This is a genomic window from Kitasatospora sp. NBC_01250 (genome assembly GCF_036226465.1).
Taxonomy (GTDB): domain Bacteria; phylum Actinomycetota; class Actinomycetes; order Streptomycetales; family Streptomycetaceae; genus Kitasatospora.
On the sequence record NZ_CP108476.1, the window covers coordinates 3,517,586 to 3,536,833 of the forward strand.

The following is a 19,248-nucleotide window of genomic DNA, read 5'->3' on the forward strand; positions in this document are numbered from 1 at the left end:
GGCTGCTGGCAGAATGATCCGATGCACTCCACCCCGGCCTCCGCACCGCCCTCCCGCCGGGCCGTCGGCCTCACCCTGGCGCTGATCTCCGCCGTCTCCTTCGGCGGCTCCGGCACGGCGGCCAAACCGCTGATCGAGGCGGGCCTGTCCCCGCTCCAGGTGGTCTGGCTGCGGGCGACCGGCGCGGCCCTGGTGCTGCTGCCGGTGGCCTGGCGCCACCGTGCGGTGCTGCGCGAGCGCCCGGCGCTGGTGCTCGGCTTCGGGCTGCTCGGCGTCTCCGGGGTGCAGGCCTGCTACTTCGCGGCGATATCCCGGATACCCGTCGGCGTCGCGCTGCTGATCGAGTACCTCGGGCCGCCGCTGCTGCTCGGCTACGTGCGCTTCGTCCAGCGCCGCCCGGTCAGCCGCGGCGCGGCGGTCGGCGCCGCGGTCGCGGTCACCGGGCTGGCCTGCGTGGTGGAGGTCTGGCAGGGGCTGAGCTTCGACGCCGTCGGCGTGCTCTTCGCGCTCGGCGCGGCCTGCTGCCAGGTCGGCTACTTCGTGCTCGCCGACGCCGGCGGCCGGGGCGAGAAGCCCGCCGACCCGCTGGGGATGGCGGCCTTCGGGCTGCTGATCGGCGCGCTCGTGCTCACCGTGGTCGCCCGCCCCTGGCAGGGCCACTGGAGCAAGCTCGGCGGCCACGTCACCATGGCCGGGCACCAGGTCCCCGCGCTGCTGCCCGCGGCCTGGATGATCCTCGTCGCCACCGTCCTCGCCTACCTGACCGGTGTGGTCTCGGTGCGCCACCTCTCGCCGCCGGTGGCCGGGGTGGTGGCCAACATCGAGGCAGTGGTCGCCACCGTCACGGCCTGGTTCCTGCTGGACGAACACCTCGGCACCCTGCAGCTGTTCGGCGGCCTGCTGGTGCTGCTCGGCGCCTTCGCCGCCCAGGCCGGCGGATCGGGCGGCGGCGCGGAGCCCGACCAGGTGGCCCTCGACCCGCCCGCGGCGAGCATTCCCACGAACGTGTGAAACCCCTCCCGGGCATCGGCCGTCAGGAGTAGCGTCGGCACCGTGAGTCACCAGATCTGCCCGCGGTGCGGCGGTACTGGCGTCACCGAGAAGATCCGACACACCGTCGAGACCGAGCCCGACGGCACGCGGCAGCCCAAGCAGGAGAACTACCTGTCCCCCTGTGCCCACTGCGGCGGGAAGGGACACGTGAACTGAGATGCGGCTCCTCTTCCAGTGCACCGAGTGCGGGGTCCACTACCTCCCGCCCGAGGGCCTCGGCTACGCCGACGGCAGTCCGGCCAGCCCGCTGTGGTGCACCGAGCACCAGGCCGCCATGCGCGAACTCGGCGTCACCGAGCCCCCCGCGGCCGCGGCCCTGGCCCTGCTCGGCGCCCGCCAGCGCGCGGCGGCCCCGCCCACCGAGGACCGGCCGAGCCGGCCGGACGTCCGCCCGTCCCGCCCCGCCCGCACCCGCCGCGGTGCCACGGCGCCCGGCGGCGGCCGGTCCCGGCTGCACTGATCCCGGCCGCGACCGGCGCGCCCTCAGCTGTCGGCGCGCCCTCAGTTGTCGGCGAGCCCTCAGTTGTCGGCGGGCCCTCGGCTGTCGCAAGGCCCGCCGGTCGCGGCGTCGCTGGCGATCGCCTCGTGGTGGCGGATCACCTCGGCGATGATGAAGTTGAGGAACTTCTCCGCGAAGACCGGGTCGAGCCGCGCACCGGCCGCCAGCTGCCGCAGCCGCCGGATCTGGTCCCGCTCGCGGGCCGGATCGGCGGCGGGCAGCTTGTGGGCCGCCTTGAGCGTGCCGACCCGCTGAGTGGCCTTGAACCGCTCGGCGAGCATGTGGACGACCGCGGCGTCGATGTTGTCGATGCTCTGGCGCAGGTCGGCCAGCTCCTCGCGGACGGCGTCGTCGACGTCCGCCGTCGCGGCGGTGGGTTCGGTCGCGGGCTGCTCGGTCATCGCGTCTGCTCCGGTTCGGGCGCCGGGCCACGGGGCCGGGCGCGAAAGGGGCCGGTGGCCTGGGGACTGCCCGGCGCGCGGGCCGGGCAAATCTAACAGGCGGCCCGGCCCGGACTCTCCCCAATTGCCCGGATCGCCCACCATCCGGACAACCGCCGGGCGACCCGGCGCCCGGCACCGCGGTCAGCGCCGCCGCGACCGGCTCCCCCCGATCGCATGCGATCACCCTCCAGTTGCGGACAGTGACAACCGGCCGGATTCTGACGCAGAGACAGCTCCCCCACGGAAAGGCCCGCCCCCATGCCCCTGCGCGACTCCTACCCCGACGGCGCTCCCTGCTGGACCGACCTGACCTGTGCCGACCCGCTGGACGCCGCGGATTTCTACGGCCCCATCCTGGGCTGGGAGTTCGAGCAGCTCGGGGCCGAGTACAACGGCTACACCATGTGCCTGCTCGACGGCCGGCCCGCGGCCGGACTGCTGCCACCGCCGGCCGGCGCCGAGCAGTTGCCCTGGTCCTGGAACGTCTACCTGGCCGCCGGTGAACTCGACGCGGTCTACGACCGGGTGACCCGGGTGGGCGGCACGGCGGTCTTCGGCCCGCACCGGGTGCCGGGCGCAGGAAGCCTCGCCTTCGGCTACGACCCGGCCGGCGCCGCCTTCGGGCTCTGGCAGCCGGGCGGCCACCCGGGCGCGGCGGTCTACGGGGAGCCGGGCGCGATGTGCTGGCACGACCTCACCACCCCCGAGGCCGACCAGGCGGACGCCTTCTACGCCGAGCTCTTCCCCTACCAGCAGAAGCAGGTCGGCGACGGGAGCGCGTTCGACTACACCGCCTGGAGCGTGCCCGGCACGGACGGCCTGCCGGTCTGCGGCCGCTACCGGGCCGCGGTTCCCCAGCCGTACTGGTCGGTGTACTTCGCGGTGCCCGAGGCGGACCACGCGGCCGACCAGGTGACGGGCCTGGGCGGCCGGGTGCTGCGCGACCCGTTCGACTCGCCGTACGGACGGATGGTGCCGTGCACCGACCCCGGCGGCGCCAAGGTGACCTTCTGCCAGTTGCCCTGACCAGTAGTCTGGGACCGGCGTGACCGGATCTGTCATACCGACGTCTCTTTCCAGAGCATCAGAGCAGCAGGAGGTACCGATCGTGGCAACTGTTCGCACCGCTCGCACCGCATGGCAGGGGAACCTTCTCGACGGCAGTGGCGAGGTGACCTTCGCCTCTTCCGGCATCGGGCAGTTCCCGGTCTCCTGGCCGGCCCGGTCCGAGGAGCCGAACGGCAGGACCAGCCCCGAGGAGCTCATCGCGGGCGCCCACTCGGCCTGCTTCTCGATGGCCCTCTCGCACGGCCTGGCCGGTGCCGGCACCCCGCCCACCAAGCTCGACGTGCAGGCGGAGGTCACCTTCCAGCCGGGCCCCGGCATCACCGGGATCCACCTGACCGTGGTCGGCGAGGTGCCGGGCCTGGACGAGGCCGGCTTCGTCAAGGCCGCCGAGAACGCCAAGGCCAACTGCCCGGTGAGCAAGGCGCTGGCAGGCACCACCATCACGCTCAGCGCGAAGCTGGCCTGAGGCTCCCGGCCCGACCGGGGCTCGTCCGCCCCGCGCACGCCCCCGGCGGGCACCACACGGTGCCCGCCGGGGGCGTATCCGTCCCCGCCCGTGCTCCCACCGGAAGCCGTGATTCACCCTGACGGCTGTGGCCCCGGCTTCCCCCGGCGCCCTATGATCGGGCACAGTGCTCTGCTCTTGACAGCCGTCCGGCCCACCCGGCTGACGCGTCGTCAATCAGCAGCGCCCCTGAAGAGCGTGAGCAAGCGAGCGTCAGCGGCGGACGGGAGCGTGCAGTGCGAGGCCGGAACGAGGGGGCCGACGCACACCGCAACGGCGTGCGTCCCGACACGCTGCTCCCCATCACCGAGCCGCCACCGACCCGGTTGCCCTCCCCCGCCTGTTGCCCCAACTGCGCGGCCCCCCTGTCCGCGGCGGTGCCCGCGGCCGCGGCCGAGCGGGGCGCACCACTGGCGGCCGACACCGACGAGCTGCTCGCCGCCCTGCGCGCCAGCGAGTCCCGGTTCCGGGCCGCCTTCGCCGATGCGGGCATCGGCATGCTGCTGATCGACACCGACGACCTGGTGATCGAGGCCAACCCCGCCTTCGCCGCGATGCTCGGCCGCGAGGTCGGCGAACTGGTCCGGATGCACCTGCACGAGATCATCGACCCCGAGGACACCCCGCGCCGGCTCTACCTGGAGCTGGTGAACGGCAAGCGCGACCGGCTGCGGGTGGAGAAGCAGCTCAAGCACCGCGAGGGGCGCGAGGTCTGGAGCAACGTGACCATCACGCTGGTCCGCGACGCCCAGGGCAAGCCCTTCTACACCCTGGCGATGTTCGAGGACATCACCGAGCGGCGCCGGCTCGGCGACCGCCTCGCCTACCAGGCACTGCACGATCCGCTGACCCGGCTGCCCAACCGCACCTTCTTCTTCGACCGGCTCAACGCCGCCTGCCTGCCCGACCCGCAGCGCCCCGGCGACGGCGCGGGGCGCCGGGTCGGCGTCTGCTACGTGGACCTGGACGGCTTCGCGGCGATCAACGACACCCTCGGCCACCACATCGGCGACCAGCTGCTGAGCGCCGTCGCGGCCCGGCTGGAGCGGCGCTTCGTCACCGGCGAGGGGCTGCTGGTGGCGCGCCTGGGCGGCGACGAGTTCGCCGTGCTGGTCGCCGACAGCGAGGGCAGCGAGCAGCTGACCGGCCTCGCCGCCCAGCTGCTCACCCTGCTGGAGCGGCCCTTCGAGGTGGCCGGGCACCGGCTCGCGGTCACCGCCAGCGTCGGGGTGGTGGAGCGCCCGGTGCAGGGCACCAGCCCCACCGACCTGGTGAAGGACGCCGACGCCACGCTCTACTGGTCCAAGTCCGACGGCCGCGCCCGCTGGACCCTCTACGACCGCGACCGCGGTGCCCACCAGCTGACCCGCCGGCTGCTCACCACCGCGCTGCGCCCGGCGCTGGAGCGCGGCGAGTTCACCGTGGAGTACCAGCCGCTGGTGGGCCTGGCGGACGGCACCGTGCACGGCGCCGAGGCGCTGGTGCGCTGGCGCCACCCCCGGTTCGGCACCCTGTCACCGGACCGGTTCATCCCGCTGGCCGAGGAGTCGGGGGCGATCGTGCCGCTCGGCAAATGGGTGCTGGAGGAGTCCTGCCGGCAGGCGCGCGGCTGGCTGGCGGAGTTCCCCGACACCGAGGCCTTCGTCAGCGTCAACCTGGCGGCCCGTCAGGTCTGGGACTCCGACGTGGTCGCGGACGTCGCCCAGGTGCTGGAGCGCACCGGGCTGCCCGCCCGGCTGCTCCAGCTGGAGCTGACCGAGAGCGCCGTGCTCGGCCCCAGCGGCCGGCCGCTGCAGGCCCTGCAGGCGCTGGCCGACATGGGCGTGCGGATCGCCATCGACGACTTCGGCACCGGCTACTCCAACCTCGCCTACCTCTCCCGCCTGCCAGTGCACGCGCTGAAGCTGGACGGCACCTTCATCGAGGGCTTCCGCGACCCGGCCCCGGTCGGCCGCCCCGACCTGCGCTCGCGCCGCAGCGAGGCGGACGAGCAGATCGTGGGCGCGATGGTGCGCCTGGCCCACGACCTGGGCCTGACCGTGACGGCCGAAGGCATCGAGAACGCGGCCCAGGCCGAGCGGCTGCGGCTGACCGGCTGCGACACCGCGCAGGGCTGGTACTTCGCCCGCCCCGGCGAGGCCTCACTGGTCGCCGGGATACTGCGCGAGGGCCGGATCCAGCTGCCCGGCTCCGACCACCCCGCGCTGCGGCCCTAACCCTCCTGGCCGGCCGCCAGGCCGTAGGCCTGGGCGATCAACTCGTAGGAGAGCAGCCGTGCCTGGTGGCCGTGCACGTGCGAGGTGACCATCAGCTCGTCGGCGCCGGTGCGCTTGCGCAGCTCCTCCAGCCCCTCGGCCACCTCCTCCGGAGCGCCCAGCACCACGTTGCCGAGCCAGTTCTCCAGGAAGTCGGCCTCGGCTGGGCTGTAGGGGTAGGCGGCGGCCTCCTCGGGGGTGGGGATCTTCCCGGGCATGCCCCGGCGCAGCCGCAGCATGCCGAGCCCGGCCGAGGCGGCCAGCCGGCGCGCGGCCTGCCGCCCGCCCTCCGGCACGGCCACCGCGCTGACGCCGATCAGCGCGTACGGCTCGGCCAGCACCTCGGAGGGCTGGAAGCTGCTGCGGTACAGCTCCAGCGCGGGCACCGTGTTCTCCGCGCTGAAGTGGTGCGCGAAGGCGAACGGCAGGCCGAGCCGCCCGGCCAGCTGGGCGCTGAAGCCGGAGGAGCCGAGCAGCCACACCGGCGGGCGCTCGGGACCGTTCGGCACCGCGCTGAGCCGGGCGTAGGGGTGCCCGGCGGGGAAGTCGCCGTCCAGGAAGTGGGTCAGCTCGGACAGCCGGCGCGGGAAGTCGTCCGGGTCCTCGTGCTCGCCGCGGCGCAGCGCCCGGGCGGTGGCCGGGTCGGTGCCGGGCGCCCGGCCCAGGCCCAGGTCGATCCGGCCCGGGTGCAGCGCCTCCAGCAGGCCGAACTGCTCGGCGATGGCGAGCGGCGCGTGGTTGGGCAGCATCACGCCGCCGGAGCCGAGCCGCAGCGTGCTGGTGTGCGCCCCGAGGTGGGCGATCAGCACGGCGGGCGTGGAGCTGGCCACCCCCGGCATGCCGTGGTGCTCGGCCACCCAGAAGCGGTGGTAGCCCCAGCGCTCGGCGCCGCGGGCCAGCTCGGTGGTGGCGGTCAGCGCCTGGGCCGCGGTGTAGCCGGCACCCACCGGGGCGAGGTCGAGGATCGAGAGCGGGGCGGGGGCGGTGCCGCGCGCGACCCCCCGGATGTCCTGCCTGGTCTGCCGCTGGTCCTCGCCGGTCATGGGTCAACCTTCCGCTTCGCACTGCCGTTCCGCAGCGGGACAACAGCGCGCGCCCGGCGCCTGTTCCCCGGGGCGGCCGTTGTGGTGTTCGAGACATCGGTACAGGCCCTACGGTGGGGTGATGCCTGACAGCCGCCGCCTCGCGACCACCCCGGCGCCCGCCCGCGCCCCGGAACCCCTCACCACCGTCCAGTCGGTCGGCCTGCTGCTGACCCTGGTGCTGGGCTCGCTGAGCGCGCTGGCGCCGCTCTCGATGGACATGTACCTCCCGTCGCTGCCCGGCATCACCACCGGCCTGCACACCTCGGACGCCATGGTCCAGCTGACCCTGACGGCCTGCCTGGTCGGCCTCGCGCTCGGCCAGTTGGTGGCGGGGCCGCTCAGCGACGCGCTCGGGCGGCGCCGCCCGCTGCTGGTGGGCATGAGCCTGTACGTGCTCTCCACCGCCTGCTGCGCGCTCGCGGTGGACGTCCGGGTGCTGATCGCCTGCCGGGTGCTGCAGGGCCTGTCCGGCGCGGCCGGGATCGTGATCTCGCGGGCCGTGGTGCGCGACCTGTTCGACGGTCTGGCCGCCGCCCGGTTCGCCTCCTCGCTGATGCTGATCTCCGGTTCGGCACCGCTGGTGGCGCCGGTGCTCGGCGGGCAGCTGCTGCGCGTCACCTCCTGGCGCGGGGTGTTCGGGGTGCTCACCGTGCTCGGCCTGGTGATCCTGGTCACCTCCGTGCTGCTGGTGCGCGAGACGCTGCCGCCCGGGCAGCGCCGCACCGGCGGGCTGCGCGACACCCTGCGGACCATGCGCGGCCTGCTGGCCGACCGGCTGTTCAGCGCCTACCTGCTGACGGTGTCCTTCGGCTTCGGCGCGCTGTTCGCCTTCATCGCCGGCTCGCCCTACGTGGTGCAGGAGGTCTACCACGGCTCGGCGCAGCGCTACAGCCTGGTCTTCGCGCTGGTCCAGGTCGGGCTGGCGGGCCTGTCCCAGCTGACCGGCCGCCGGCTGCTGGGCCGGTTCCCCTCGCACCTGATCCAGCTCGCCGGGGCCCTGCTGCTCGCACTCTCCGGGGTGGCGCTGGTGCTGATGGCGGCCGGGCACCACGGCGGCCTGCCCGGGATCACCGCGGGGCTCTTCGTGATGGCGGCCGGGCTCGGCATCGTCAGCACGCCGAGTTCGGCGCTGGCCCTGCAGCGCGCCCCGCACGCGGCCGGCACCGCCTCCGCGCTGCTGGGCACCATGCAGTTCCTCACCGGGGCGATCGCGCCGGCCCTGGTCGGCCTCGGCGGGCACGACAGCGCGCTGCCGATGGCGGTGGTGATCCTCGGCATGGCACTGGCGACGCTGGCCTCCTTCGTGCTGCTGGTCCGGCCCTGGCAGGCGGTGCCGGACCCGCTGCGCGGCTGATCCGGTGTCAGCGGGGCGGCCCGCCGGCTGCGCATCGTCGCCCTGCGTGTTGGCGGGATCACGCCAGCGCCGGTTCTCGCCAGCCGCCGATCTCGCTAAGCGCCCCTCGGGTCGGGCAGGCTGGATGCCGCAGCGGGGCGCCGATCAGCGCCCGCGCCTCAGTCACGCCAGTGGACTGGACCAGTTCCGGGCGACCCTCGTGGACCCCCGCGACGGACACCCCGTCGCGGGGGTCCACGCCTGTCCACGCCTGTCCGCGGCGCCGCCCGGTACCCGAGGAGCGCGCAGCGCAGGGGGCCCTCAGCAAGCGTTCATACAGAGCCGATAGCGTGGTACCCCTGAGCCACCTGTTCTCCTCCGGGCGGTCCGGAGGGAGTTGGATCCATTGGGAAGCGCGGCGCTCGTGACGTCGTCCTGGTTCTGTGTGCTGGCCGTGCTGGCCGTCCTCGGCGACGCCTTCCTGCCCTTCCTGCCCAGCGGCACCCTGGTGATCCTGGCCGTCCTGAAGACCGACCGGATAGCCGGTGCGCCGCTGATCCTGGCCGGCGCCGTCGCCCTCTCCTCCTTCCTCGGCGACGTGCTGCTGCTCGCCCTGGCCCGGCGCGGCGCACCCTTCGTGCGGCGCCGGCTGGCGAAGCGGCCGAAGATGGCCGGCAACATCCGCCGGGTGCAGCACGCACTGGACGGGCGGACCAACCGGACCGCCGCCGCCGTGGTGATCGTGGCCCGCTTCGTGCCGGGTGGCCGCACCGTGCTGGACCTGGCGATCGGCCACTCGCCGGCCCCCTCGCACCGCTTCCTGCGCTGGTCGGCGCTGGCCGCCCTGGTCTGGGCCGGCTACATCGTGACCCTGGGCTGGCTGAACAGCCACTGGTTCAACACCACTTGGCTGAGCATGGCGGTCTCCTGCGCCGCCGCGACCGCGATCAGCGCCGCCGTCGCGCGCCTGGTCCGCCGGCACCGGCGGCTGGCCGCCGCGCTGCCCGTCGACCCCGTCTGAGACCCACCGGGCCCCGGGTTCCCCACGGCCGCCGGGGTGTTGCCCCTGCCCCTGCCCGCTCGCACGTCCGAAATGTCCCAGGACTGCAACAGAACCCCGCCGACGCAGCCATCGGCCGACTTTTGGCGTCATCTCCAGAGGCGGCGCGGGTACGGTTGCTCCTGGATCCAACCAGTGCCGCATGACATCCTGGTTTAAATAATCTGATCAAATGCCGTAATTACCCTGGCAGCTTCCGCAATGCCCGCGGAAGCGGCCTGGTTCGAGCTGGCTGGGGAGACCATGAGCAGCATCTCGCGCAGGACCGTACTGGGCGCCGGGGCGGCCACGGCCGCCCTCGGGGCACTCACCGCGTGCGGCAGCAGCAGTGCCTCACACTCCGACAGCGCGCCGGGCGGCGCCGGCAGCCCGGGCGGCGCGTCCGGCGGCGGCAGCCCGGCCCCCTCGCCCTCCGGCTCGCCGTCCGGCAAGGTGACCCCGATCGGCGACGGCTCGACCTCCGACACCGGCCCGCAGCCGAACCAGCCCAAGGCCGAGAAGCTCAAGCCCGGCGAGCGCCCCCCGCAGTTCGTGGTCTTCTCCTGGGACGGCGCCGGCGCCACCGACGACGGCCAGTTCGACCGCTTCCTCAAGCTCGCCGACCAGTACAAGGCCACCTTCACCTTCTTCCTCTCCGGCATCTACACGCTGCCCAAGACGAAGACCAGCCTCTACCACCCGCCGCAGCACTCGGTCGGCGCCTCCGACATCCCGTACCTGTCCGACGGCGCGATACGCAACACCATCAAGATGGTCAGCCAGGCCTGGCTCGCGGGGCACGAGATCGGCACCCACTTCAACGGCCACTTCTGCTCCACCCGCCCCGACCACAACGGCGTCAACAAGTGGTCGCCGGAGGACTGGGAGAGCGAGATCCAGCAGGCGGTCTCCTTCGTCACCCAGTGGAAGACCAACACCGGCTTCACCGACCTGCCGCCGCTGCCCTTCGACTACACCAAGGAACTGATCGGCGGTCGCACCCCCTGCCTGGACGGGCAGAAGAACCTGCTGCCGACCGCCGCCAAGCTCGGCTGGAAGTACGACGCCAGCTCGCCGGGCGAGAAGCAGGTCTGGCCGCAGAAGGTGCAGAACGGCGCGATCTGGAACTTCCCGCTGCAGTCCATCCCGTACCCGGGGCACTCCTTCGAGGTGCTCTCGATGGACTACAACATCATGGCCAACCAGTCGAACGGCGACCCCAAGGGCGACCCGGGCAAGTTCAACGAGTGGCGCGACGCGGCGGCCGGCTCCTACCTGGCCGGCTTCAACCGCGCCTACAACGGCAACCGGGCACCGTTCTTCGTCGGCAACCACTTCGAGCAGTGGAACGGCGGCATCTACATGGACGCCGTGGAGGCGACCATCAAGGCCATCGCCGGCAAGCCCGAGGTGCGGATGGTGTCCTTCCGCCAGCTGGTCGAGTGGCTGGAGGTGCAGGACGAGTCCACCCTGCGCAAGCTGCGCTCGCTGGGCATCGGCCAGGCGCCGGCCGGCGGCTGGGAGAGCTTCCTCGGCGCCCCCGGCGCCGCCCCCGCCTCCGGCAGCCCGGCGGCCCAGTAGTCCGTCAGGCCGGGTTCGCGGCCGCCAGGATCCGCTCGGCGACCAGCGGGGCACCGGCCCGGCCCATCAGGATCGAGTAGTGATTGCTGCCCCTGACCTGGCGCAGCGCCAGGTCAGGGCCGGTCAGTTCGGCCCTGGCCAGCCGCTTCTCGTCGTAGACCGCCTCGGGCTCGTCGAACAGACCGCGCTCGGCCCAGAGCAGCTCGGCGGGGCACGGCAGTTGGCGCACCGCGGCGGCGGCCTGCGGGTCGAGCAGCAGCTGCGTGCCGTCGGCCTCCACCGCCTCGCGCTCGCACCCGGAGCGCAACAGCGGCTCGCTACCGGTCAGATCGCGCAGCAGATAGGCCTGCGCCACCGTCTCGTCCAGGCTCGGCCAGGCCGGGTGCGCCTGCCAGAAGGCACGGTAGGCCGCCACGTCCGCGAAGGTCATCGAGAGCCGGGCCACCGCCGGGCCGAGCATCGCGGCGAGCGCCTCGGGACCGGTCCCGGTCGGCAGCGGAAACCCGACCCCGCCGTCCACCAGCACCACCCGGCGCACCAGTTCGGGGTGCCGCACCGCCAGCCGGGTGGTCACGAAGGCCCCCATGGAGTGCCCCGCCACCACCACCGGGCCCGCCCCGCCCGCCAGTTGGCGCAGCACCGAGGCCATGTCGTCCGCGTGCCGGGCCATCCCGTACGGGCCGCCGAGCCCCGCACTGCCGGCCCGGCCGCGCAGGTCGGGCGCCAGCAGCGTGACCCGCCCGGCCAGTTCGCGGGCCACCAGGTCCCAGGCCCGCCCGTTCGCGGTGATGCCGTGCAACGCCAGCACCACCGGAGCACCGGGCTCGGACCCCGGCCAGCGCAGCACGGCCAACTCGCCGCCGGGAACCGCGACCGCCACCTCCTCGACCACGGACGGACACGCGGACCGGTCGGACCTCATCGACGCCACCTTCCAGCTGGGGTCCCGGCACCGTACCGCCGCCCCGGCACCCCCCGACATGGCGTCGGCCAACCCCCCTCGGCGCCCCGCAGTGGTGCCCGTCACCACCTCGGGCGCCGTCGGCCGCCCGGCGCCCGTCAGCCCTTGAGGTCCGGGATGCGCCAGTCAACCGGCTCGCTGCCGAAGCCGGTCAGCGCGTCGTTGATCTGCGAGAACGGCTTGCTGCCGAGGAAGAGCCGGGCCGACAGCGGCGAGGGGTGCGCCCCCTGGACCACGACGTGCCGCTCGGTGTCGATCAGCGGCAGCTTCTTCTTGGCGTAGTTGCCCCAGAGCACGAAGACGCACGGCTCGGGACGGGCGCTGACCGCCTTGATCACCGCGTCGGTGAACTTCTCCCAGCCCTTGCCCTTGTGCGAGTTGGCCTCGTGCGCGCGCACCGTGAGCACCGCGTTGAGCAGCAGCACGCCCTGCTCGGCCCAGGGCATCAGGTAGCCGTTGTCCGGCACCGGCAGGCCGAGGTCGGTGTTGAGCTCCTTGAACATGTTGCGCAGCGAGGGCGGGGTCCTGGTCCCCGGCAGCACCGAGAAGCTCATGCCGTGCGCCTGGCCGTTGTCGTGGTACGGGTCCTGGCCGAGCACCAGCACCCGCACGTCCTGGTAGGCGGTGGCGGCCAGCGCCGAGAAGACCTGCCCGCGCGGCGGGAACACCTCGTGCTCGGCCCGCTCGGCGGCGACGTAGCCGGCCAGCTCGGCGAAGTACGGCTGCTCGGTCTCCCCGGCCAGCACCTCCCGCCAGGAGTCCGGCAGTTCGAACTCTCCCCCGGGCTCGACTCCCGACACGGCGGCATCCACCTCAGCGACCTCGGTCACCACATCAACCTTCCCACACCGGGCCAACCGGCCCGCCCGTCAACCGTTCACCGCGAACGCTACACAGCCGCGCCGACAACAGCCGCGCCCGCGGGTGCGGCGGGCGGCCCGGCAGCACCGGGCCGCCGCGTGACCGTGCGTCAGACCAGCTCGATCAGGTCGGCGATCGACTTGACCACCCGGGTCGGCCGGTACGGGAACCGCTCCACGTCCTCGGCGGCGGTCAGCCCGGTGAGCACCAGCACCGTCTCCATGCCCGCCTCCAGGCCGGCCACGATGTCGGTGTCCATCCGGTCGCCGATCATCACCGCGCTCTCCGAGTGCGCCCCGGCGGTGTTCAGCGCCTCGCGCATCATCAGCGGGTTGGGCTTGCCGACGAAGTACGGCTCGACGCCGGTGGCCTTGGTGATCAGCGCGGCCACCGAGCCGGTGGCCGGCAGCACCCCCTCGGTGGACGGACCGGTCTCGTCCGGGTTGGTGCAGATGAACCGGGACCCGGCGTTGATCAGCCGGATCGCCTTGGTCAGCGCCTCGAAGCTGTAGGTGCGGGTCTCGCCCAGCACCACGTAGTCCGGGTTGTTGTCGGTCAGCACGTAACCCGCCTGGTACAGCGCGGTGGTCAGGCCCGCCTCGCCGATCACGTAGGCGGTGCCGCCGGGGCGCTGGCCGGCCAGGAACTTCGCGGTGGCCAGCGCGGAGGTCCAGATGCACTCCTCCGGCACCTCCAGGCCCATCCCGGAGAGCCGGGCGGCCAGGTCGCGCGGGGTGTAGATCGAGTTGTTGGTCAGCACCAGGAACGGCTTGCCGGACTCCTTGAGCCGGCGGATGAACTCGTCGGCGCCCGGGATCGGGGTGCCCTCGTGGATCAGGACCCCGTCCATGTCGGTCAGCCAGGACTCGATCGGCTTGCGCTCTGCCATGCAGGTGTCTCCTCGGTCTTGCAAAAGCTCTGAACGATCTTGCACATCGCTCCGGACCGGACACCTTCGGCCGGCCAGCACGGGCTGCCCCAACGCGGACCAGAGTAGTCGCCCATCATCGAGACACACAGTGCGGTCGGGTGGCATGCCAGGTCGACCGTGCGCCGGTGCGGGTTCAAGGGAGCGGGCGATCACCCCGGGCCGCCGGATCCACGTCACCGGAGACTTCCTCCGCCGGCACGGCGAAACGCCCGTTCGACATTCCGAACGGGCGTTTGTCGCCTACGGGGTGGATCCCCGTCCAGCGCCCAGCCGCAGGCCTCATGACGAGACGGTGAGGCTCTCACCCACAAAGTCAATGAGCTTGCCCGGGGTGTCGAGCTCGTGCAGGCCCTCGTCGGGGAGCTCAACGCCACACTCCCGCTCGATGACGGCCGCCGCTTCCAAGAGGGCCAGCGAGTCGTAGCCGAGTTCGGTGAACCGGACGTCGAGGATGTCGCCCGCCAGGTTCAGCGTGTCGTCCTCGCCGGCGCAGGACCGCATGATGCGGCGTACGTCCTCGAGAGTGAACTCCTTCATGTGCTCTCCCTTTCCCGTCCTGCTGGTCGGCTGTGTCCGTTCGCCAGGAACTCGGTCACTCTAGGTATCCCGCTTCAAGCCGGCTTCGAGATCCGTCGCGAACCAGGCCGCAAGGGCCCTGGGCAGCGCCAGGTCGTCCACACTGCCGGCCCAGGCGACATGGCCGTCCGGGCGTAGCAGCAGCGCGTCGACGCCGGGATCCCGCGAGGTGGTGGCAACCACCAGGTCGACACCGTCTGGCAGCGGCACGGGTGTGCGGTGCTGCCCGGCCGCGGACTCCGCCAGGACCAGGAGCACTCCCCTGCCGGAGGCGAGCAACTCGGGGATCCGGGTGGTCCGGCCGTCGTCGGTCTTCAGGTCCAGCACGGGTGCGGGGCAGCCGACCAGGGCGTGATCATCCCCGTCAGCCGCGTAGCGGACGTCGGTTCCGGAGACCAGGGCGGCCAGGTGCCGGTTGACGGCGGGGATGGCCAGCAACTCACCGAAGACCTCCCGCAGCGGGTCGGTGCTCTCGTCGGGGTTCATCAGTGCCAGTTGGACCCTGGTCTCGCGCAGGACCCGCCGGGCGACGGGGTGACGCTCCAAGTGGTAGCTGTCAAGCAGTCCGGCCGGCGCTTCCCCGCGCACCTCGGCCGCGAGCTTCCAGCCCAGGTTCATCGCCTCCTGCAGACCCAGGCTGAGGCCCTGCGCCCCGATCGGGAAGTGGATGTGCGCGGCGTCGCCGGCCAGCAGGACCCGCCCCCGGCGGTACTCCTCGACCAGCCGCGTGGCATCACTGAAGCGCGACAACCAGTGCGCCTCACCGATGTCGACCGGCCGGCCGATGACCCGGTCGATGGCCGCGCGCAGCTCGTCGACAGTGACCGGGGCATCGCTCTCAGCCCGCGGTGAGATGAACTCGGTTGTCAGGACACGGGTCACGGAGGGCTGGAGGGCCACCGCCATCAGCAGGCCACGCGGAGTGCGCGCGGTACCGGGCAGACCCATCGGCAGCTGTACGGGATCCGGCAGGGCCACGTCACCGAGCAGCGCGGTCACCTGGGCCTCGGACCCGGGGAAGGCGAAGCCGGCCAGCCTGCGCACGGTGCTGCGGCCGCCGTCGCACCCCACCAGGAACCGTGCCCGCAGGGTGTACGGGCCATCGTCACCCGCCACCTCGACGCGCACGCCCTCGTCGTGCTGGTCCAGCGCGACGACCGCGTGACCGCGCCGGACGACGGCGCCCAGCTCGGCGGCCCGCGCGGCCAGCAACCGCTCGGTCTCCGCTTGCGGGATCAGCAGCGAGTAGGGGTGCTCACTGTCCAACTCACCCAGCTCCAGCAGCGGCTGCAGCCCGGCGAAATGGGCCTTGGGCCACTCCTTGCGGCCCTGACGGAACCGCTCCGCCAGGCCGCGGTAGTCGAGCAGCTCCATCGTCCGCGGCTGCAGTCGGAAGGCACGCGAGTGCGGGCTGGGCTGGGGCAGCTTCTCCAGCACCACCACATCGATGTCCCGTAGCCGCAGTTCGCAGGCGAGCAGCATGCCCACCGGTCCGCCGCCGGCGATGATCACATCAGCCATCTGGTCCTCCTCACAGGGAGTTACGTGGGTGACCCGGTCGGCTCGTCGAGCCGGCCGAGCGGGAGGTACTTGTCAAGGACCCCGCGGTAGTAGTCGGGGCCGAAGCCCATGGAGTCCACCGCCGAGACGAGGCGGCGCAGCTTCGCAATGCAGATCTCCTGGGTGACGCCGGGCGCGCTGTAGCTCCACTCCGCCGTCACCCCGAGCCGCGACTGGATGCGCTCGACGATGCGCTCGACGGGCACGGCGTGGCCCGACGCCACGTTGACCGTGGTACGGCTCACGCCCGCGGCGAGCAGCGCGTCGATGATCCTCACCACGTCGCCGACGTCGATCAGGTCCCGGCGCGCACCCGAGAGGATCCGCACGCGGCCGGACCGTACCTGCGCCGCCAGCGCGGGCAGCAGTTGGTGGGCCGGCTGGTCCGGACCCACCACGTGGCCCAGCCGCAGGATCAGGCAGTCCACCGTGGAGGCGGCCAGCTCCTGCTCCAGGCTGTACTTGTGACGCCCGTACGCGGTACCGGGGGACACCAAGCCGTCCTCGGTTCCCGGGGATCCGGGCTGGTTGTAGATGCCGCTGGACGCCGTGGAGAAGAAGACCAGGCGCTCACCACTGCACAGGCAGCGGTCGACCAGGCCGCGCACGAGTGCCGCCTCCCTCCGGAAGGCCTCGGGTGCGGTGTGCTGGGCTGCGGAGACCCCGGCCGCGGCGACCACCACCTTGCTGTGGCGTTCCGCCATGGCCGCCAGGTGCCCGGCCAGAAACCCATTGCCGACGATATCCATTCAGGACAGCGGCCGCACGTAGCGTCCGTAGGCGAGATCACCCTCGCCGATCAGCACCTCGACCGGCGAGGGCGAGCCGAAGTACTCGTCGCAAGCGGTCTTAACGCCGGGGAACTTGACCACGGTCAGCGGGTTGGCCTCGGGGTCCGCGTAGTCGTCGAAAAGGACCGCCCCGCCGAGCGCGAGCCGCGGCACGCACTCGGCGAGCGAGACCACCGTCGAGCTGTAGAGGTCGCCGTCGAGGTAGCCGAACGCGATCTGCTCCGGCAGCTGGGTGGGCAGCGTGTCCTCGAACCACCCGGGGTACATCAGCGGCGGGGTCTTGCCCCGCTCGGCGAAGGTCGCCAGGACCTCCGCCTGGCTTGCCGACATCGCCCCGAGCGGCATGACGATCTCGTCCTCCTCGGTGCTGTCGGGCAGGCCCTGGAAGGAGTCGAAGGCGTGTACCGGCCGGTCGTCGCCCAGCGCGTCCAGGATCGACCGGATCCACAGCGTCATCGCGCCGCGGAAGCAGCCGAGCTCCACCACCGCACCGGGCACGCCCTCCGCGACGATGCGTTCGACCTCGGCCCGGACGAACCGGAGGCGGTCGGGGTCGACGGTCTCACCGTGCTCGCGCAGTAGCCACTCGCGCAGATCCTCCAGGTCGCGTTCGTCAGCCGCCTGCTTGGTCGTCGTCACTGGTTCTTCCTCGCTGTCGTAGGTCATCGGTCGAAAACGGGCGGGCAGCCGGTCACCCGGGGAGGTCGGCAGCACGGAGCGCGCCGGTACGGGCAAGCTGTTCGAGCGCCGGCACCAGCTCGGCGACAGTCGGGTGGCGGTCGGCGTCGGCTCGCACGCGGATGGCCGCCGCACGCAACAAGTCGTCGGTGAGCAGCCGCCCGACCGCCTCCCGCACCTGGGGCGCCGTGGCGTCGATCCCGGGCAGCAGGATCGCCGACCCTCCGGTGGCGAACCGCCGGCCTATCTCGATCTGGTCGTCGGTGAGCGCGAGAATGAGCTGCGGCAGCCCCGCTGCGGTCATCATCGGATTGACGCTGCCCTGGTGGATGACCGCGTCGCAGTGCTCCAGCAGGAGGTGGAGCGGCTGGTCGCGCAGGGCACGGACACCCTCAGGAAGCAGCCCGAGCGCAGCGATCTGCTCGGGAGCCGCAGTGAGCACCAGCTCGGCACCAGCCTCGACCACCGCGTCGATCGCGTACCGCAGGGCCGGCACCGAGGTGCCGAAGATGCCGGAGGCCGAGTTGCCCCACAGAAGGCAGACCCGCGGGCGGGTGGGACGCTCCATCAGCCAAGGCTCCATCGCACCGGGCCCGTTGTACGGGACGTAGCGGACCGGCAGCCGCAGCGCGTTCCCCAGGTCCGGCGCCATCATGTCCGGCGAGGGGTCGATGGCGTAGGCGATCCGCGACCGGTCCCAGCCGTGGACGCCGTGCCGGGGGAAGGCCCCGGTGGGGTCGTGCAGCCCGGCCTCCACGCTTCCGAACAGGCCGGGCGAGTGGTAGACCGACGGCACCGACAGGACCTCGGCCGCCAGCACGCCCTCGGGGGTCATCAGGTCGTGCACCACCAGATCGGGCCGCCACGCTCTCGCGAACGCCACGGCCGCGTCACAGTTGCGCCCCATCGTCTCGTCGTAGCGGCGCGCGAAGGCCTCCCGCTCCTTGGCGATGTCGTACTCGGCGTAGTCGGCCACCGACTGCCCGGTGACCGGGTGGACCGGCGGCACCGCCGCGAACTCACCGGGAGAGCCCACCGCGGCGGCGTAGCGCGACATGCGCTCCACCCCCATCAGCTCGAAGCCTTCGAGTACCGGCGCCGGGGTGAGTCCCGCCCGGGCAATGGTCGGTGCCTGCTCCTCGGCGCAGACCACCCGCACCTCGTGCCCGGCGGCCTGCAACGCCCAGCCCAGCGGCACCATGCAGAAGTAGATGCCCTTCCAGTTCGTCGCGGTGAACATCACCCTCATCGCGACGGCCCGCCTCTCACACCGTCGCGCCGTTGACCGCATCGGCGGCCAGCAGCGCGACGTCGTGGGCGACCTGCTGCGCGGAGCTGGCCGGCAGGGCGTGCATTGATACGCCGAACGGGCCGAACTCCGTCTCGAGTCGGGACATCGCCTCACGCAGCGCGGCACGCGAGACACTCTGCACCAGATCCGGTTCGGCCGACTCCGGCAGCGCGGAAGCCGCGACGTACACCAGCGCGCCGGTGCCGCGGCCCACCATGTCGGGCAGCGCCGCGTACATCGGGCCGAGGCCGGTCACCAGCCGCGCCCGCACCCCCTCGGCGAGTTCCGCGACCGGATCGGCGCCGGGGGTGCCGGACGTGGTGTCGGCCGGTTCGACCGCCACCACGACGTCGATGTCACCGAACGCGCCGGCCGCCTTCATGCACAGCAGTCTGGTCTGCTGCGGGTCGCGCAAATCGGCCTTGATGGCGACGGCCTGCCCGCCGGCCTGCTCGATGTCCCGAACCAGTTGCTTGGCACGGGGGAATGAGGAGAGGTACTGCACGGCGACGGCGGCACCCCTCCGGGCGAGTTCCGCGGCAATGGCCGCACCGGTTTCCGTCTCTGCCCCGGTGACCACGGCGATCTTGGAGTCCAACGACAACTGCATCATGGCCACAGAATCTACGGGCGCCTCTTCGAGCCACGTTATAGGTTCCGGCGATCGCGGTCGGGGCCGCACCGAGCGCGACTCGAAGGCCCTTCTACCTCCGGTCGAAGCCGACTCGGCACGCTGAC

At 72.6% G+C, this 19,248-nt stretch carries 20 protein-coding genes; 9 read left to right on the top strand and 11 right to left on the bottom strand.

Annotated elements, in window-relative coordinates; translation table 11 throughout:
• Nucleotides 1-21 precede the first annotated feature (21 nt).
• Genes OG500_RS14220 through OG500_RS14230 form a run of 3 tightly spaced genes read left to right on the top strand, consistent with a single transcriptional unit; the run spans nt 22 to nt 1,513 of the window.
• Nucleotides 22-1,011: an EamA family transporter gene (locus OG500_RS14220; protein ID WP_329580297.1), complete on the top strand. Its 990-nt coding sequence runs from the start codon at nt 22-24 to the stop codon at nt 1,009-1,011.
• Between the two features lie 42 nt (nt 1,012-1,053).
• The gene (locus OG500_RS14225; RefSeq protein ID WP_327067094.1) at nt 1,054-1,209 is read left to right on the top strand and encodes a hypothetical protein; all 156 of its coding nucleotides are present in this window, start codon (nt 1,054-1,056) and stop codon (nt 1,207-1,209) included.
• A gap of 1 nt (nt 1,210) precedes the next feature.
• Nucleotides 1,211-1,513: a hypothetical protein gene (locus OG500_RS14230; protein ID WP_329580300.1), complete on the top strand. Its 303-nt coding sequence runs from the start codon at nt 1,211-1,213 to the stop codon at nt 1,511-1,513.
• A gap of 59 nt (nt 1,514-1,572) precedes the next feature.
• Here OG500_RS14230 and OG500_RS14235 read toward each other — a convergent pair whose 3' ends face one another.
• A complete protein-coding gene (locus OG500_RS14235; protein WP_329580303.1) occupies nt 1,573-1,953 on the bottom strand; it encodes a chorismate mutase in 381 nt (126 codons plus the stop codon).
• Between the two features lie 300 nt (nt 1,954-2,253).
• Between OG500_RS14235 and OG500_RS14240 the strand changes: the two genes are divergently transcribed.
• From OG500_RS14240 to OG500_RS14250, 3 genes are all read left to right on the top strand, one after another.
• Nucleotides 2,254-3,021 (top strand): VOC family protein, encoded by a 768-nt coding sequence (locus OG500_RS14240; RefSeq protein ID WP_329580306.1) that lies wholly within the window; start codon nt 2,254-2,256, stop codon nt 3,019-3,021.
• A gap of 82 nt (nt 3,022-3,103) precedes the next feature.
• A complete protein-coding gene (locus OG500_RS14245; RefSeq protein ID WP_329580309.1) occupies nt 3,104-3,529 on the top strand; it encodes an OsmC family protein in 426 nt (141 codons plus the stop codon).
• A 275-nt stretch (nt 3,530-3,804) separates the two neighbouring features.
• Nucleotides 3,805-5,784: a putative bifunctional diguanylate cyclase/phosphodiesterase gene (locus OG500_RS14250; RefSeq protein WP_329580312.1), complete on the top strand. Its 1,980-nt coding sequence runs from the start codon at nt 3,805-3,807 to the stop codon at nt 5,782-5,784.
• On the opposite strand, the gene OG500_RS14255 is transcribed toward OG500_RS14250, so the two are convergent.
• Nucleotides 5,781-6,866: an LLM class flavin-dependent oxidoreductase gene (locus OG500_RS14255; RefSeq protein WP_329580316.1), complete on the bottom strand. Its 1,086-nt coding sequence runs from the start codon at nt 6,864-6,866 to the stop codon at nt 5,781-5,783. The genes OG500_RS14250 and OG500_RS14255 overlap by 4 nt on opposite strands.
• Before the next feature lie 121 nt (nt 6,867-6,987).
• Between OG500_RS14255 and OG500_RS14260 the strand changes: the two genes are divergently transcribed.
• The 3 genes from OG500_RS14260 to OG500_RS14270 all read left to right on the top strand — a co-directional run bounded on the left by OG500_RS14260 (nt 6,988) and on the right by OG500_RS14270 (nt 10,861).
• Nucleotides 6,988-8,262 carry a multidrug effflux MFS transporter gene (locus OG500_RS14260; RefSeq protein ID WP_329580319.1) on the top strand — a complete coding sequence of 425 codons (1,275 nt, stop codon included), beginning with the start codon at nt 6,988-6,990 and terminating at the stop codon, nt 8,260-8,262.
• A gap of 403 nt (nt 8,263-8,665) precedes the next feature.
• Entirely contained in the window at nt 8,666-9,262 is a 597-nt protein-coding gene (locus OG500_RS14265) for a DedA family protein (protein WP_329580322.1), read from the top strand.
• A gap of 282 nt (nt 9,263-9,544) precedes the next feature.
• Nucleotides 9,545-10,861: a hypothetical protein gene (locus OG500_RS14270; RefSeq protein WP_329580325.1), complete on the top strand. Its 1,317-nt coding sequence runs from the start codon at nt 9,545-9,547 to the stop codon at nt 10,859-10,861.
• Between the two features lie 4 nt (nt 10,862-10,865).
• On the opposite strand, the gene OG500_RS14275 is transcribed toward OG500_RS14270, so the two are convergent.
• The 9 genes from OG500_RS14275 to OG500_RS14315 all read right to left on the bottom strand — a co-directional run bounded on the left by OG500_RS14275 (nt 10,866) and on the right by OG500_RS14315 (nt 19,123).
• Nucleotides 10,866-11,783 (bottom strand): alpha/beta fold hydrolase, encoded by a 918-nt coding sequence (locus OG500_RS14275; protein WP_329580328.1) that lies wholly within the window; start codon nt 11,781-11,783, stop codon nt 10,866-10,868.
• Between the two features lie 137 nt (nt 11,784-11,920).
• The gene (locus tag OG500_RS14280; RefSeq protein WP_442789332.1) at nt 11,921-12,622 is read right to left on the bottom strand and encodes a uracil-DNA glycosylase; all 702 of its coding nucleotides are present in this window, start codon (nt 12,620-12,622) and stop codon (nt 11,921-11,923) included.
• A 170-nt stretch (nt 12,623-12,792) separates the two neighbouring features.
• A complete protein-coding gene (locus tag OG500_RS14285; protein WP_327067104.1) occupies nt 12,793-13,572 on the bottom strand; it encodes an HAD-IIA family hydrolase in 780 nt (259 codons plus the stop codon).
• A 321-nt stretch (nt 13,573-13,893) separates the two neighbouring features.
• Nucleotides 13,894-14,151, bottom strand: a complete 258-nt coding sequence (locus OG500_RS14290) for an acyl carrier protein (protein ID WP_329580332.1) — start codon at nt 14,149-14,151, stop codon at nt 13,894-13,896.
• 60 nt (nt 14,152-14,211) lie between these two features.
• The gene (locus tag OG500_RS14295; RefSeq protein ID WP_329580335.1) at nt 14,212-15,711 is read right to left on the bottom strand and encodes an FAD-dependent monooxygenase; all 1,500 of its coding nucleotides are present in this window, start codon (nt 15,709-15,711) and stop codon (nt 14,212-14,214) included.
• 20 nt (nt 15,712-15,731) lie between these two features.
• The gene (locus tag OG500_RS14300; protein ID WP_329580338.1) at nt 15,732-16,499 is read right to left on the bottom strand and encodes an NAD-dependent epimerase/dehydratase family protein; all 768 of its coding nucleotides are present in this window, start codon (nt 16,497-16,499) and stop codon (nt 15,732-15,734) included.
• A complete protein-coding gene (locus OG500_RS14305; RefSeq protein ID WP_442907038.1) occupies nt 16,500-17,180 on the bottom strand; it encodes a TylF/MycF/NovP-related O-methyltransferase in 681 nt (226 codons plus the stop codon).
• A 52-nt stretch (nt 17,181-17,232) separates the two neighbouring features.
• Nucleotides 17,233-18,459 carry a nucleotide disphospho-sugar-binding domain-containing protein gene (locus tag OG500_RS14310; protein WP_329580345.1) on the bottom strand — a complete coding sequence of 409 codons (1,227 nt, stop codon included), beginning with the start codon at nt 18,457-18,459 and terminating at the stop codon, nt 17,233-17,235.
• A 25-nt stretch (nt 18,460-18,484) separates the two neighbouring features.
• On the bottom strand, nt 18,485-19,123 hold the full coding sequence (locus OG500_RS14315; protein WP_329580348.1) for an SDR family NAD(P)-dependent oxidoreductase: 639 nt from the start codon (nt 19,121-19,123) through the stop codon (nt 18,485-18,487).
• Nucleotides 19,124-19,248: the final 125 nt, after the last annotated feature.

Bases quoted from the DNA above. Each gene is read 5' to 3' on its own strand.
- OG500_RS14275 (WP_329580328.1), bottom strand. From the start codon at position 11,783: ATGAGGTCCGACCGGTCCGCGTGTCCGTCCGTGGTCGAGGAGGTGGCG.
- OG500_RS14285 (WP_327067104.1), bottom strand. From the start codon at position 13,572: ATGGCAGAGCGCAAGCCGATCGAGTCCTGGCTGACCGACATGGACGGG.
- OG500_RS14270 (WP_329580325.1), top strand. From the start codon at position 9,545: ATGAGCAGCATCTCGCGCAGGACCGTACTGGGCGCCGGGGCGGCCACG.
- OG500_RS14235 (WP_329580303.1), bottom strand. From the start codon at position 1,953: ATGACCGAGCAGCCCGCGACCGAACCCACCGCCGCGACGGCGGACGTC.
- OG500_RS14255 (WP_329580316.1), bottom strand. From the start codon at position 6,866: ATGACCGGCGAGGACCAGCGGCAGACCAGGCAGGACATCCGGGGGGTC.
- OG500_RS14290 (WP_329580332.1), bottom strand. From the start codon at position 14,151: ATGAAGGAGTTCACTCTCGAGGACGTACGCCGCATCATGCGGTCCTGC.
- OG500_RS14315 (WP_329580348.1), bottom strand. From the start codon at position 19,123: ATGATGCAGTTGTCGTTGGACTCCAAGATCGCCGTGGTCACCGGGGCA.
- OG500_RS14300 (WP_329580338.1), bottom strand. From the start codon at position 16,499: ATGGATATCGTCGGCAATGGGTTTCTGGCCGGGCACCTGGCGGCCATG.
- OG500_RS14295 (WP_329580335.1), bottom strand. From the start codon at position 15,711: ATGGCTGATGTGATCATCGCCGGCGGCGGACCGGTGGGCATGCTGCTC.
- OG500_RS14240 (WP_329580306.1), top strand. From the start codon at position 2,254: ATGCCCCTGCGCGACTCCTACCCCGACGGCGCTCCCTGCTGGACCGAC.
- OG500_RS14260 (WP_329580319.1), top strand. From the start codon at position 6,988: ATGCCTGACAGCCGCCGCCTCGCGACCACCCCGGCGCCCGCCCGCGCC.
- OG500_RS14220 (WP_329580297.1), top strand. From the start codon at position 22: ATGCACTCCACCCCGGCCTCCGCACCGCCCTCCCGCCGGGCCGTCGGC.
- OG500_RS14230 (WP_329580300.1), top strand. From the start codon at position 1,211: ATGCGGCTCCTCTTCCAGTGCACCGAGTGCGGGGTCCACTACCTCCCG.
- OG500_RS14310 (WP_329580345.1), bottom strand. From the start codon at position 18,459: ATGTTCACCGCGACGAACTGGAAGGGCATCTACTTCTGCATGGTGCCG.